This window comes from Janthinobacterium sp. AD80 (assembly GCF_002878455.1).
In the GTDB taxonomy this organism is placed as follows: domain Bacteria; phylum Pseudomonadota; class Gammaproteobacteria; order Burkholderiales; family Burkholderiaceae_D; genus Janthinobacterium.
Window position 1 is genome coordinate 1 of record NZ_NRDQ01000235.1, and the last position, 13,800, is coordinate 13,800.

11 protein-coding genes are annotated in these 13,800 nt (G+C 63.3%); 7 read left to right on the forward strand and 4 right to left on the reverse strand.

What is annotated here, in order from left to right:
* From JaAD80_RS31005 to JaAD80_RS27695, 3 genes are all read left to right on the forward strand, one after another.
* The coding region (locus tag JaAD80_RS31005) for a GIY-YIG nuclease family protein (protein WP_180979626.1) at nt 1-649 on the forward strand (649 nt) is incomplete at its 5' end.
* Nucleotides 650-686: 37 nt separating this feature from the next.
* Entirely contained in the window at nt 687-1,355 is a 669-nt protein-coding gene (locus tag JaAD80_RS27690) for a hypothetical protein (RefSeq protein WP_102299337.1), read from the forward strand.
* A 9-nt stretch (nt 1,356-1,364) separates the two neighbouring features.
* On the forward strand, nt 1,365-2,093 hold the full coding sequence (locus tag JaAD80_RS27695) for an amidohydrolase family protein (RefSeq protein WP_102299339.1): 729 nt from the start codon (nt 1,365-1,367) through the stop codon (nt 2,091-2,093).
* Nucleotides 2,094-2,099: 6 nt separating this feature from the next.
* Here the strand turns inward: JaAD80_RS27695 and JaAD80_RS27700 are convergent, their stop codons facing one another.
* The 4 genes from JaAD80_RS27700 to JaAD80_RS27715 form a co-directional block, all read right to left on the reverse strand.
* Nucleotides 2,100-3,497: a sigma-54 dependent transcriptional regulator gene (locus JaAD80_RS27700; RefSeq protein ID WP_258003225.1), complete on the reverse strand. Its 1,398-nt coding sequence runs from the start codon at nt 3,495-3,497 to the stop codon at nt 2,100-2,102.
* A gap of 271 nt (nt 3,498-3,768) precedes the next feature.
* Entirely contained in the window at nt 3,769-6,027 is a 2,259-nt protein-coding gene (locus JaAD80_RS27705; RefSeq protein WP_102299341.1) for an arginine/lysine/ornithine decarboxylase, read from the reverse strand.
* A 264-nt stretch (nt 6,028-6,291) separates the two neighbouring features.
* Nucleotides 6,292-6,777, reverse strand: coding sequence for a dihydrofolate reductase (locus JaAD80_RS27710; RefSeq protein WP_102299342.1), 486 nt, complete (start codon nt 6,775-6,777; stop codon nt 6,292-6,294).
* A 5-nt stretch (nt 6,778-6,782) separates the two neighbouring features.
* Nucleotides 6,783-7,583 (reverse strand): alpha/beta fold hydrolase, encoded by an 801-nt coding sequence (locus JaAD80_RS27715; RefSeq protein WP_102299344.1) that lies wholly within the window; start codon nt 7,581-7,583, stop codon nt 6,783-6,785.
* Nucleotides 7,584-7,819: 236 nt separating this feature from the next.
* Here JaAD80_RS27715 and JaAD80_RS27720 point away from each other — a divergent pair, with 236 nt between their 5' ends.
* The 4 genes from JaAD80_RS27720 to JaAD80_RS27735 form a co-directional block, all read left to right on the forward strand.
* Nucleotides 7,820-8,395, forward strand: coding sequence for a TerD family protein (locus JaAD80_RS27720; RefSeq protein ID WP_102299345.1), 576 nt, complete (start codon nt 7,820-7,822; stop codon nt 8,393-8,395).
* A gap of 369 nt (nt 8,396-8,764) precedes the next feature.
* Nucleotides 8,765-10,018 (forward strand): TerD family protein, encoded by a 1,254-nt coding sequence (locus JaAD80_RS27725; protein WP_102299347.1) that lies wholly within the window; start codon nt 8,765-8,767, stop codon nt 10,016-10,018.
* A 9-nt stretch (nt 10,019-10,027) separates the two neighbouring features.
* Nucleotides 10,028-11,368 (forward strand): VWA domain-containing protein, encoded by a 1,341-nt coding sequence (locus JaAD80_RS27730; protein WP_102299349.1) that lies wholly within the window; start codon nt 10,028-10,030, stop codon nt 11,366-11,368.
* Nucleotides 11,369-11,566: 198 nt separating this feature from the next.
* The coding region (locus JaAD80_RS27735; protein WP_102299351.1) for an outer membrane beta-barrel family protein at nt 11,567-13,800 on the forward strand (2,234 nt) is incomplete at its 3' end.

Here is a 13,800-nt window from a genome sequence, read left to right on the forward strand (position 1 = left end):
GCCCCGCCATGCGCCGTCCTATCCGCCGCCGCCCTTGCCATATCTGCCGCCGCGCTACCGGGGCTGGGGCGGCTATGGGGCCATCTACCCCAGCATGTATCCGGCGCCGTATCCGGTATTCGGCGACCGGCAGGAGCCGGCGCCGTATCAGGATACGCGCCAGTATCAGGACCAGTATCAGGACCAGAATCAGGGGCAGGACCAGGGGCAGGATCAAAACCCGGACCAGGATGACGGCCGGATGCAGGACGAAGTGCCGCCCATCCTGGCGTCCACCCTGGGCCGCGTGCCGGGCGCGGCCGCCTTGCGCTACCAGGCGCTGGGAGCGATTCCGCAGGCCGTCAACGATGCGAACGCCACGGGGCCGGGCCTGTATGTGATCGAGTTCAATACCAAGGATGGCCGGCGCGCCTACAGCGGCCAGACCGATGATTTGCGGCGGCGCCTGAAACAGCATCATCTGTGCGGCAAGATGATGGGCATGGACATGAGCGCGCATGACGTCTATGTGGCGCCACTGTCTTCGGCGGCACAGCGGCGCAGCCTGGAAAAGGATATCCACAGCGACATGTTTACCCACCGGCGCGGCGTGTTGACGAACCAGCGGCGCGAACTGGAAATGGCCGTGCTGGGCGAAATGTGGGGCTGACAACGATAGTATCTTGACGACTGCGAAGGAGAGCATCATGCACCAACTCGAATGTGAATGCGGGCAATGCCGGCAGCGGGCCGGCACCGCGTTTGAAGTGCTGGAATTTGGCGCGACCTGGCCAGGCAAGGGCCGCGCGCCTGCCGTCTTCAGCGAAGAGGAAGAATTGCAGCTGGCCATGGAATTGCTGGAAGTGGCCAGCGAGGAGGAACTGGAACAGTTTCTCGGCAATGTCTTCAATAGCGTGTGGAAGGGCGTCAAGAAAGTGGGCGCTGGCATCGCCAAGGTGGCCAAGCCGCTGGGCGGCGCCTTGAAGGCCGTTGCCAAGACGGCCTTGCCCTTTGTCGGCGGCGCGCTCGGTTCGATGATCCCGATACCGGGTGTGGGCACGGCGCTCGGTTCGGCCCTGGGGCGCGCGGCCAGCAATGCGCTGGAACTGGAGTTGGAGATGCAAGGCGAAGCGGAGGGCGGGGCTCCGGCCGACCGTGAACTGGAACTGGCGCGCCGCTTCGTGCGCATCGCCGGGCAGGCGGCGCGCCTGGCGGGCGAGGGCGATGGCAGTGCGCGGGCCGTGGAAAGCGCACTGACGCGTGCCCTGCACCAGCAATTGCCGCATTTCCGTTCGCCTGCGCCGCAGCAGGAAGATGAAAGCGGGCGCTGGCGCCGGCGCGGCAACCGCATCGTCGTGATGGGCGACTGGCAATAGTGCGGCAAGATGATCATCGATTGCCATTGCCATGCGGGTCCCGGCGACGGCTTGAGCGGGCCGTGGGACAGCGATGCGCCGCTGCAGGCCTACTTGCGCCGTGCGCAGACGGCCGGCATCGCGCGCAGCGTGCTGTTCGCTGCCTTCCACTCCGACTACGCCATCGCCAACCACGGCGTGGCGCGCATCGTGGCCAGCGATCCGCAGCGTTTTTATGGTTATGCCTTCGTGCATGCGCGGCGCGACCGGGGCCGCATCATGGACCTGGTGCGCACGGCCGTCGAACGCTACGGCTTTGTCGGCATCAAGGCGCACCGGCTTGATGCGCGCATCAGCGGCGAAGTGTGCGACGCGGCGCGCTTCTTCGGCTTGCCCGTGCTGTACGACCCGGCCGGCGAAGTGGCCGTGGCCGAGCTGCTGGCGCAGCAGTATCCCGACGTCAATTTCATCTTGCCCCACCTGGGCAGCTTCGGCGACGACTGGGCGGCGCAGCTGGCGCTGATCGACCATCTGGTGCGCCACCCGAACATTCATGCGGACAGTTCCGGCGTGCGCCGTTTCGACTTGCTGCAGCAGGCTGTGCGCCGCGCGGGGCCGCACAAGATCCTGTTCGGCTCGGACGGTCCATGGCTGCATCCGGGGCTGGAACTGCACAAGATTCATCTGCTGGGCTTGCCGCCGCTCGATGCAGCGTTGATCACGGGCGGCAATTTTTTGCGGCTGTCGCGGCTGGCGTGAGGCAGATCAAAAGACAGCCGGCGGTGTCGTGGAAGTGGCAATACTCGCGGCAGTAGCGGCTTGCTCCTCGCAGGAGGCTGCCTTGCGGCGTATCTGCAGGGCCCGGTCGGTGATGCCCAGGCGGGCGGCGGCGCGCTGGTTGTTGCCGTGCTCTTCATCGAGCACCAGGCGGATGGCCATGTCGGTGGCGCAGCGCGTGATGTGCGACAGGCTGCAACCCAGGGCCAGGCTGCGTCGCACTGCCGCCTCGAAGTGCTGGTCGGGCCAGCATGGCGCCAGCAGGCATTCCTCTGGCGGCAGGGCGCCGATGGTGATGGGGCCGGGGCCGCAATGGCGGTGCCAGATGCGCGTGACGGTCTGGCGCAGTTCGCGCACATTGCCCGGATAGTCGCGCAGCAGCAGGTATTCGCGTACGGCGGCGTCGAGCGCGGGCGGCGGCTGCTGTGCCAGTTCCGCGAGAAAATAATGCGCGAGCGGCAGGATATCGTCCTGGCGCTCGCGCAGGGGCGGCGTCCGGCAACGCCAGCCGGCGATGCGGTAATACAGGTCGGCGCGGAAGGCGCCGCGCGCCACCTCGTGTTCCAGTTCGCGGTTGGTGGCGCAGACGAGGCGAAACTGCGTCGGTTGCCAGGTATTGCCGCCCACGCGCTTGTATTTGCGCTCCTGGATGGCGCGCAGCAGCTGCGCCTGCAGCGGCAGCGGCAGCTCCCCCACTTCATCGAGGAACAGCACGCCGCCGTCGGCCAGGGCGAAAGCGCCGTCGCGCGCGGCCGCAGCGCCTGTAAACGCGCCCCGTTCATGGCCGAACAGTTCGCTGCCAGCCAGTTCCGGCGACAGGGTGGTGCAATCGAGGATGGTGAAGTCGCCGCTGCAGTTGCCGAGCCGGTGGACCAGTTGCGCCAGCAAATCCTTGCCCGTGCCCGTTTCGCCCGTGATCAGCATCGACGCCTGGCTGAAGGCGGCCATTTCCACCACCTGGTGCAGCACGGTCAGCCAGGCTGCGCTGTCGCCCACCAATTGCAGGCGTACCGCGTCGGACGCCAGCAGTTGCGCCACGGCCTGCCAGCGCTGCAGCCGCGCCAGCACCGGGCCCGCATCGACGCTAGTCGCCGGCCACAGCAGCACATCGAGGGCGCCGGCCGCCAGCAGGGCGCGCTGTTGCGCGCAGCTGGGGAGTTGGCCGCAGGCAGCGATGGCCATCACGTGCGCATGGCGGCACAGCGCCGGCAGCGCTTGCAGCAGCGCGGCATCGGCCTCGGCAAACAGCACGATGCCGGCTGCGTTCTCATCGCCATCGTGCCGCCGGGCTACAGTTACCTGAGCCTGCTTCAATGCCGTCATCAGCAAGGCGCCGCTGCCAGCCGCCGCCTGCTGCATGATTTCCAGCCACACCTTGAGCGTCATATGCCAGCCATCACGAGGGCACGAGTGGCCCATCTTAGAAGCCCGATACCCCAGCCGTTTGATCTGGCGCAAGCGTGCGCGCCGACCCCCAATGAAAAACGCCGCCTGATCTGCATCAGGCGGCGCCATTAATGACGTTCAACGAACGTCACAACGGTTCATCCAATCGTGGCAAGCGCCAGTGATTTATGGCCGAGAAGCGCAACCGTACTCCAGTACGGTGAGCCTCGCCGGCAGCAAAGCGCGACAAGCGAGATTGGATGAGCCGTCACTAATCATCCAATTTGACACAGTCAACGAAGTAACCACGCTTGCCGTCGACTTCGCGTTTCACCAGGCCATGCACATCCGTCTCGAAGCCGGGGAAGCGCTCGTTGAAGTCGCGTGCGAAGCGCAGGTAGTCGACGATGGTCTTGTTGAAGCGCTCGCCCGGGATCAAGAGCGGGATGCCCGGTGGGTATGGCGTCAGCAGGATGGACGTGATGCGGCCTTCCAGTTCGTCGATGGCGACGCGCTCGATTTCGCGGTGTGCCATCTTGGCAAACGCGTCCGACGGCTTCATGGCCGGGATCATGTCCGACAGATACATTTCCGTCGTCAGACGGGCCACGTCATAGGCCTTGTAGAAATCATGGATCTGCTGGCACAGGTCGCGCAAGCCCATTTTTTCGTAGCGTGGGTTGGCGGCCGCGAATTCCGGCAGGATGCGCCACATCGGCTGGTTCTTGTCGTAGTCGTCCTTGAACTGTTGCAGCGCCGTCAGCAGGGTATTCCAGCGGCCTTTGGTAATGCCGATGGTAAACATGATGAAGAACGAGTACAGGCCGCATTTTTCAATGATGACGCCGTGTTCCGCCAGGTATTTCGTGACGATGGACGCGGGGATGCCCGTGTCGCCAAACTGGCCGTCCAGCGACAGGCCCGGGTTGACGATGGTTGCCTTGATCGGGTCGAGCATGTTGAAGCCGGGAGCCAGGTCGCCGAAACCGTGCCAGTCGTCCTCGGCGCGTATCATCCAGTCTTGCTGCTGGCCCATGCCTTCGTCGTTGAAGCTGTCCGGTCCCCAGACCTGGAACCACCAGTCCTGGCCCCACTCCTGGTCGATCTTTTTCATGGCGCGGCGGAAATCGAGCGCTTCCATGATCGATTCTTCCACCAGGGCCGTACCGCCCGGCGCTTCCATCATGGCCGCGGCCACGTCGCACGAAGCGATGATGGAGTACTGCGGCGAGGTCGAGGTGTGCATCAGGTAAGCCTCGTTGAAGGCGTCCTGGTCCAGCTTGACCTGTTCCGATTCACGCACGAGGATTTGCGAGGCCTGCGACAGGCCTGCCAGCAATTTGTGCGTGGACTGGGTCGAGAAGATCATCGATTCCTTGGCGCGCGGACGGTCCTTGCCGATGGCGTGCATATTCTTGTAGAAATCGTGGAAGGTGGCGTGCGGCAGCCATGCTTCATCGAAGTGCAGGGTATCGATCTTGCCGTCCAGCATTTCGCGCAGGGTTTCCACGTTGTAGATCACGCCATCGTAGGTCGATTGCGTGATGGTGAGAATGCGTGGCTTCTTGTTTTTCGCTTCGCGCGCGAACGGGTTCGCTTCGATCTTGCGGGCAATGCTTTCCGGCGTGAATTCATGCAGCGGAATGGGGCCGATGATGCCCAGGTGATTGCGCGTTGGCATCAGGAACACGGGGATGGCGCCGCACATGATGATCGAATGCAAGATCGACTTGTGGCAGTTGCGGTCGACGACGACGATGTCGCCTGGCGCCACGGTCGAGTGCCACACCATCTTGTTCGAGGTCGAGGTACCGTTGGTGACGAAATAGCAATGATCGGCATTGAAAATGCGCGCGGCATTGCGTTCCGAGGCGGCCACAGGACCCGTATGGTCGAGCAGCTGGCCCAGTTCTTCCACGGCGTTGCAGACGTCGGCGCGCAGCATGTTTTCACCGAAGAACTGGTGGAACATCTGGCCGATCGGCGATTTGAGGAAAGCCACGCCGCCCGAGTGGCCAGGGCAGTGCCACGAGTAGGAACCGTCGTTGGCGTAGTGCACCAGCGCGCGGAAGAACGGCGGCGACAGGCCGTCCAGGTAGGATTTCGCTTCGCGGATGATGTGGCGCGCGACGAATTCCGGCGTATCTTCGAACATGTGGATGAAGCCATGCAGTTCGCGCAGGATATCGTTGGGGATATGGCGCGAGGTGCGCGTTTCGCCATACAGATAGATGGGGATGTCGGCGTTCTTGTAGCGGATTTCCTCGACGAAGGCGCGCAGCGACTTCAGCGCGTGGTCGGTCTCTTCGACGGAACCGCCGCCGAATTCCTCATCGTCGATCGACAGCACGAAGGCCGAGGCCCGCGATTGTTGCTGGGCAAATTGCGACAAATCACCGTAGCTGGTCACGCCCAGCACTTCCATGCCTTCTTTTTCCATTGCGGCGGCAAGGGCGCGAATGCCCAGGCCGGACGTATTTTCAGAACGGAAATCCTCGTCAATGATGACGATAGGGAAACGAAATTTCATGCATGTCTCCAAAAAAGCAAGCCGCCCCTGACGTAATGGAGGGGCGGACTAGGGCGCGGCAGCCTGGTGTTTAAGGGAACCCGGCAGTCGCAGAAAAAAAATAAGAACGGGATTCTCGCAGAAATGCGGCCTCTGCGGGAAAAAAATATCGCACCACCGTTGCACCAGCCTGCGCTAGCGTGACGCAATGGTGTGACAGCAGTATTACAGCAAGCATCAAGACGCAAACGCCAGGCTCAGGCGTGCGGCGAAAACGCCACCTTATCAGGCTTTGCGCTGCAGCGTGACAAAGGCGTAAGGCAGGCCGGTTTTCTCCGAAACATGCGCTTCGCGCGCGGTTTCTTGCCACACGGCATGATCCACGGCGGGGAAAAAGGCGTCGCAATCAAAGGTCTGGCCGATTTCCGTGATGATCAAACGCTGTGTCAGGGGCAATGCTTGCTTGTAGATCTCGGCGCCGCCGATGACATAGCCTTCGGCGCCGTCGAGCAGGGCGATGGCCGCTTCCACCGACGCCACGGCTTCCACGCCGTCATGGCGCCAGTCCGGATTGCGCGTGATGACGATGTTGCGGCGGTTCGGCAGCGGGCGGCCGATGGAGTCGAAGGTCTTGCGGCCCATGAGGATGGGGTGGCCCGTCGTCAGGCGCTTGAAATGCGCCAGGTCTTCCGGCAGCTTCCACGGCAAGGTGTTGTCGATGCCGATGCCGCCTTGCTGGTCGGTGGCAACGATGATGGTCAGATGGCTCATTGATTCTATGAAGTAAGTGGGCGCGGTGCGCTATGCCCGCCATTATCGTTGAAATTGTCCATTGCCTCCAGATGCGCACGTATCGCGCCAGCCAGCGCGTGCGGCGCTTCCAGCGGAATCATGTGGCCGCTCATGTGCCCGCATCCGCCGTCCAGCATGCGCAGGGTGGCATGCGGCAAACGTGCCGCCATGGCGCGCAAGTGGTCGGGATTGACGAGCTTGTCATCCTCGGCGCCGACGATCAGCACGGGGCAGGTGATTTCCGGCAAGCGCGCCATCAGGTCCGGGCGCTCGATGGTCGTGATGAATTGCGCCAGCAGCACGTCCTTGCCCAGGTCCAGGCCCATGTGCCGGATCAGCTCCGTGATCGAGGCGTCCTGCAGATGCGCTGGATGCAGCAGTTCGCGCAGGCGCTGGCGCGTGATGCCCGCATAGGCGTTGCGTTCGAGCATGGTCACGACGCGCTGGCGCGTGGCAATTTCCCCGGGCTGCAGCCCTTGGGCGGAATTGGCGATCAAGGTCAGGGATTTCACGCGCTGCGGATGCGCCAGCGCGTGTTCGAGCGCCAGGTAGGCGCCCAGGGAAAAGCCCAGCAGGTGCGACGCCGGGGCGCTGTGGCTGGCAATCAGCGCCTGCATCTGCGCTCGCGTGCGCGCCAGATGCAGGGGAATGTGCCGCACGTCGGCCTTGTCGCCCAGCAAGGGGGGCAGGCGCGACCACAGCCGGGCATCGCACAGGGTGCCGGGAATGCAGTCGAGCCGCGTGCTGCCTGCGTGCGGTGTCATGCCAGGGTTCAGATCGCTCATGGGAAGGCAAAATTCTTGTCGAGCGGCATTATCGGTCATTTCCCGCCATTTTGCTCCGGCATGGCTGGCCAGGATGGCAAGGTATGGCAAGGGCTGGCACTATTTTCAATAGTGCGGCTATGGCACGCATTTGGTTTATGGTAGGCTCATGGCTCATCTTGCCGGGCAACCGGCGTAGTGACCTGACGTAGTGACCTGAAACACCGAATGCAACCTACTAATTAAAAGGAAATACCATGGCGATCAGTCTGCAAAAAGGCGGCAATGTCAACCTGAGCAAGGAAGCTCCTGGCTTGAAGAAAATCGTGATTGGCCTGGGCTGGGACCCGCGCGCCACCGATGGCGCCGCATTCGACCTGGACGGCAGCGCTTTCCTGCTGAAAACGGACGGCAAGGTTCGTTCCGACGCGGATTTCATTTTCTACAACAACCTGAAGTCGGCTGACGGCTCCATCGTCCACGCTGGCGACAACACCACGGGCGGCGGCGATGGCGACGATGAAAAAATCGCCGTTGACCTGGCCAACGTGCCGGCCGACATCGACAAGATCGCCGTGGCCGTCACCATCCACGACGCGGAAGCGCGCAAGCAGAACTTCGGCATGGTCGGCAAGGCCTACATCCGTTGCCTGAACGGCGACAACGGTGCGGAAATCGCCCGCTACGACCTGTCGGAAGACGGCTCGACGGAAGCGGCCATGATCTTCGGCGAAGTCTACCGTGCCGGCAGCGAATGGAAATTCAAGGCCATTGGCCAGGGTTTCAAGGGCGGCCTGGGGCCTCTGGCACGTTCTTTCGGCATCAACGCCTAAGAACACCTGTCAAAACCACCTGCGCGGCGCGATTTGCGGCCTCCGATGTTTATTGCCTTGGCGGCCCCGTGCATAGCACAGCTCCGCGTCCCGGCCACAACTCACTGCCGCGCGTTACGGTTTTGTCAGGTGTCCTGAGAGCTGCGGAAAACGGTCCATGGCGGCGTTGCGCCAACTCGCCGTACCATGCGTACTGTCTTCGGTGGCGCGCCTTGCCCTGCACCGTTGTCCGTAGCTCTTATCGCTGTGTAAAGAACACAGAACGGCGGTTCATGGCGGCCTGGTGCTGCCATGGACTTACTGCACATTCGGACGACGCGCCCAGCCTGGGCCGTGGTCCGATGCTCCCACATCTGAATACATCATCCCATGGAAAACCTGATCAAGGGGCAGCGTCTGGCGCTGTCCGGCCTCGTCACGGGCAATGTCTTGCAACTGGGCATCAGCAATGCCGGCCTGGCGCTGGACTTTGCCTGTTTCGGCCTCGACGCTGGCGGCAAGCTGACCGACGACCGCTACATGACGTTCTTCAACCAGCCGCGCACGCCGTGCGGCGGTGTCGAAACGCAGGCGCCCGCTGGCGATGCAGCCGGTTTCAGCTATCAACTGGACCGCTTGCCGGCATCCATCGAGCGCCTGGTGGTGACGGCCGCCATCGATGGCGATGCCACCATGGCGCAGCTGGGCAGCGGCTATCTGCGCCTGCTTGACGGCGCCCGCGAACTGGCGCGCTTTGCGTATGCGGGAGCGGATTTCGCGCAGGAAAAAGCCGTCATGTTGGGCGAGTTCTACCGCAAGGATGGCGCCTGGCGCTTCATGGCCGTGGGACAGGGTTTCAACGGCGGCCTCGATGCGCTGGTGGCGCATTTTGGCGGCGAAGTGGCGCAGCCGGCCGCCGCGCCTGCACCCGCGCCGAAGATTTCCCTCTCGAAGATCTCGCTGACCAAGGCGGGCCAGACGCACAAGGTGTCGCTGGAGAAGGGCGCCGGCGCGCCGAAAAAACTCACGGTGAAGGCCACCTGGGTGGATAACGGCGATGGCGACGACGATAACGACGACCTCGACTTGCGGGTCGGCATCCTCTTGCCGAATGGCCAGATGCGCTTCATCCAGGCACCCGATACCCCTGGCAATTTCGATGCCATGCCCTTCGTGCGGCATATGGGCGACGTGGCGGGCGCCTCGGGCAAGGAACCGGCCACGGAAACGGTGGAAGTCAATCCCGCGCTGGCGCTGCACTACGGCGGCTCGGTGGGCCTGGTCTTCAGCGTATATTCGGCGCTGGCCAACGGCGCCGTGTCGGTCGCATCCATGCGCCCGAAGATGGTCATGCAATATGGCGAGCAGATCGTCGAGTGCGCGTTCGACTTCCGCCTGTCCAAGGCGGCCGACGACGACACCGTCTACACCTATGTGATCGGCATGGCCCGTATCACGCCGGACAGCATCATTCTGGAGCCGTCCGGCAAGACGTCCGACCCCGGCAGCGAGGCGACGCCGTGGCTGAGCTGGCAGGGCGACAGCCTGCAGCTGGCCTTTAACGGTCCCGTCGTCTTCAAGGGCGAGGACAAGGATGACGAAGATGATTTCAATGCGGACAACCCGCGCCGCTACATTCCCTAGGAGATACTGATGGAAACCTTGAGCAAGGGACAGCGCTTGCCGCTGGCCAATCTCGTTCCCGATGGCGTGCTCGACATCGGCGTGGCAGCGCAGGGACTGGCGCTGGACGTGGCCTGCTTCGGTCTCGATGCCGGCGGCAAATTGTCCGATGAACGCTACATGACCTTCTTCAACCAGCCGCGCACGCCATGCGGCGGCGTGGAAGCGCGCAGCGGCAGCGGCGGCGATGTGGCCGCTTTTGCGCTGCAGTTGGCGCGCCTGCCGGCCAGTATCGACCGCCTCGTCGTGACGGCGTCCATCGATGGCGGCGGCGTGATGTCGCAGCTGCAAGCTGGCCATGTGCGGCTGCAGGCGGGCGGGCGCGACCTGGCGCGCTTTGTCTTTGCGGGCACCGATTTTGCGCAGGAAAAAGCCGTCATGCTGCTCGAGCTTTACCGCAAGGATGGCGGCTGGCGCTGCATGGCCGTGGGCCAGGGTTTCAATGGGGGACTGGACGCGCTGGTGCGCCATTTTGGCGGCGAAGTCGACCAGGCCACCCCTGCCACCCCAGTCACGCCTGCTGCATCGGCCATCCAGCAAGCCAAGATCAATCTGGAAAAGCGCGTCGAGCGGGAAGCGCCGCAGCTGGTCAGCCTGGTCAAGCAGGCGGGCGTGTCCCTGCAAAAAGTGGGCTTGGCGGATCACCGCGCCAAGGTGTGTTTGTGCCTGGATATTTCCGGTTCCATGGGCCGCCTGTATAAAGAGGGTCTGGTGCAGCGCTTTGCCGAACGCATCCTGGCCCTGGGCTGCAAGTTCGATGACGATGGCGAGATCGACGTTTTCCTGTTCGGCAAGAACGTCCACCACCCGGCGCCGATGGCACTGAGCAACTGCAATACCTATGTGAGCCAGGCGATACAGCGCCATCCGCTGGAAGGGGACACGCGCTATGGCGCCGCCATGCAGGCCATCCGCGCCTTTTATTTTCCCGATGCCCGTGGCGGCGAGCGCACGCGGCCCGTCGCGGCCGAACTGCCCGTGTATGTCATGTTCGTAACGGATGGCGGCACCAGCGACCAGGCGACGACGGAGAAGCAGTTGCGCTGGGCCAGCAATGAGCCGATCTTCTGGCAATTCATGGGCATCGGCAAGGGGCGCAAATCGAAAAGCAAGTTTCTCGCCGCCTTTGCCGATTCCGATTTCCCCTTCCTGGAGAAACTCGACGAGTTGCAAGGGCGCCTGGTCGACAACGCGAATTACTTTTCCGTCAGCACCCCCGACGAGCATAGCGACGCTGAACTGTATGATTTGTTGATGACGGAATACCCGGGCTGGCTGAAGCTGGCACGTGGAAATGGCTTGCTGAAGTAATATTTCCTTGGCCTCATCCTTATCGGATGAGGCTGGAATGCCACAAGCGCAAGAGATTTGTAAATTGAAGTAAATAACAATGGTTCGCATTTGCTTTGGTACTTGTAGTCGTGGCATGCTTTCACTGCGCCCACACCTGTGCCCTCACGCTGCGGCGTAGCGCCTCATCCGTAGCGTCTCGATTACTTTTTTAGCCCAATGCATACACTCCTTTTCCACTGTCTGGCGGGCAGCAGCCTGCTGGTCGCCAGCGCTGCCGTCCAGGCGCAAACCCCAGCCACCGGCGAGACCGTCGTCAAGCCCGCACCGGCACCAGCGCCCGCCAAGGCGCCGGCAGCCGATGCGCCGCCCTCCGTCAGCGTGACGGCCGAGCGGCCCACGGGCCGCATCGACCGGCAAGTCTACGACGTCAAGTCCGACGTCGGCAGTACGAATGGCACGGCGGCCGATGCGCTCAATAACGTCCCCTCGGTCGCGGTCGATCCCGATGGCAGCGTATCCTTGCGCGGCAGCAGCAATGTGCAGATTCTCATCGACGGCAAGCCGTCGGCCATGCTGCAGGGCGATTCGCGCGGCGCCACCTTGAACGCCATGGCGGCCGACGATATCGAATCGGTGGAAGTGATCAACAATCCGGGCGCCCAGTTCGGCAATGAGGCGGGCGGCGGGCCGATCCTGAACCTGGTGATGCGGCGCAACCGCAAACCGGGCGGCTTTGCCACCGTCAACGCGAATGCGGGCATCGCCGGGCGCTATAACACGGCCGTGTCCGGCACCTACAACGAGGGGCCATGGGGCTACCAGGGCGGCATCAATGTCCGCCACGACGGGCGCAATTCCGTCGGCGAAGTCAGCCGCGAGCGCCTGGACCGGGACACGGGCGCCTTCGCCCCCAGCAGCCAGCGTTCCACCAGCAATGGCTTGAACGACTCGCTGGGCGTGAACGGCACCGTCAACTACAACCTGAACGCCAGCGATACGCTGGCCGCCAGCGTGTCGTATAACGGCCGCAGCAATGACCAGCGCTCGCAGGACCGCTACCTCAATGGCGACAGCCTGGGCAACACCATCGGCGACTATACGCGCAGCACAGTGCGCAATGGCGACAGCCGCAACACCAGCTGGGGCGGGCGCTACGACCACAAGGGTGAATTGCCGGGCGAAAGCCTGAAAATCGATTTGCGCGTGTCGTCGTCGACCAACGAGAGCGACAGCGACTACGCCAACGCCTATGCGCTCGCGCCCGTCAACGCCTTCGACAGCCGCGCGCGCCAGCACAGCGAAACGGGCAACCGCATCGTCGACTTCAGCGGCGACTACGAGCGTCCGCTGGCGGGCGGCACGGCCAAGCTGGGCTACAAGGTGGCGGACAACAAGAGCAGTTTCGACACCTTATATACGGACATCAATCCGGCCAGCCTGGCGGAAACCGTCAACCCCATGCGCAGCAACCGTTTCGAGCTCGACGAGCGCACCATCGCGCTGTACGGTTCCTACCAGATGCGCCTGAACGAGCGCTGGGGCGCGCTGGCCGGCTTGCGTGCCGAATACACGGACTTGAACGTGCGCCAGATTACCAGCGGCGTCGAAGCCAGCAACAATTACGTCAATTACATCCCCAGCCTGTTTGCCACCTACAAGGTCAGCGACGAGAGCAATCTGCGCTTCAGCTATGCGCACCGCATCCGCCGCCCGAACGCGGGCGACCTGAATCCGTATGTGGTGTACCGCGACGAATTCAATGTGTCGGCCGGCAACCCCAAGCTGAAACCCACGCAGACGGACTCGTTCGAGATCGGATACGAAACGAAGATCGCCGGGCTGGAAAGCAGCTTGCGCGCCTACCACCGGCGCGACACGGATGCCATCGTCGACTACCGCTACTTTATTAGCGACAACGTGCTGCTGACCACGCGCGAAAACGGCGAAGGCAGCCATTCGAGCGGCCTGGAATTCAGCGTCAGCGGCAAGCTCACGCCATCGCTGACCCTGAACACCAGCGGCAACCTGGCGCGCAGCCAGCAGACCAGCTCGGACGACCTGGGCAACCGCAGCACGCGCACGGCCAACGCCCTGAGCGGCCGCGCGCGCCTGAACTACCAGTTCGACCCCAGCAACCAGCTGCAGCTGGCATTGCAAATGCAGGGCAAGACCTTGTCGGGACAGGGTTATCGCTCACCCAACAACACGGTGAACCTGAGCTGGCGCCACACGGTGACGCCACAGCTGAGTCTGGTGATGAACGTGACCGATGTGTTCAGCAGCAACAAGATGGAAACCGTCATCAACAGCGCGACCCTGCGCGAGACGAGCACGCGCCGCTTCGATGGACGCATGCTGTACGTGGGCTTGTCGTTCCGCCTGGGCGGCGCCGGTTCGGCGGCGAAAGAGGGCGAGCGCGAGCCGCGCTTCGGTCCGCCAGGCGGCCGCGG

What these genes read in the sequence shown, in the direction of transcription:
- JaAD80_RS27690 (WP_102299337.1), top strand. Translation starts at nt 687, where the DNA reads ATGCACCAACTCGAATGTGAATGCGGGCAATGCCGGCAGCGGGCCGGC.
- JaAD80_RS27695 (WP_102299339.1), top strand. Translation starts at nt 1,365, where the DNA reads ATGATCATCGATTGCCATTGCCATGCGGGTCCCGGCGACGGCTTGAGC.
- JaAD80_RS27700 (WP_258003225.1), bottom strand. Translation starts at nt 3,497, where the DNA reads ATGACGCTCAAGGTGTGGCTGGAAATCATGCAGCAGGCGGCGGCTGGC.
- JaAD80_RS27705 (WP_102299341.1), bottom strand. Translation starts at nt 6,027, where the DNA reads ATGAAATTTCGTTTCCCTATCGTCATCATTGACGAGGATTTCCGTTCT.
- JaAD80_RS27710 (WP_102299342.1), bottom strand. Translation starts at nt 6,777, where the DNA reads ATGAGCCATCTGACCATCATCGTTGCCACCGACCAGCAAGGCGGCATC.
- JaAD80_RS27715 (WP_102299344.1), bottom strand. Translation starts at nt 7,583, where the DNA reads ATGAGCGATCTGAACCCTGGCATGACACCGCACGCAGGCAGCACGCGG.
- JaAD80_RS27720 (WP_102299345.1), top strand. Translation starts at nt 7,820, where the DNA reads ATGGCGATCAGTCTGCAAAAAGGCGGCAATGTCAACCTGAGCAAGGAA.
- JaAD80_RS27725 (WP_102299347.1), top strand. Translation starts at nt 8,765, where the DNA reads ATGGAAAACCTGATCAAGGGGCAGCGTCTGGCGCTGTCCGGCCTCGTC.
- JaAD80_RS27730 (WP_102299349.1), top strand. Translation starts at nt 10,028, where the DNA reads ATGGAAACCTTGAGCAAGGGACAGCGCTTGCCGCTGGCCAATCTCGTT.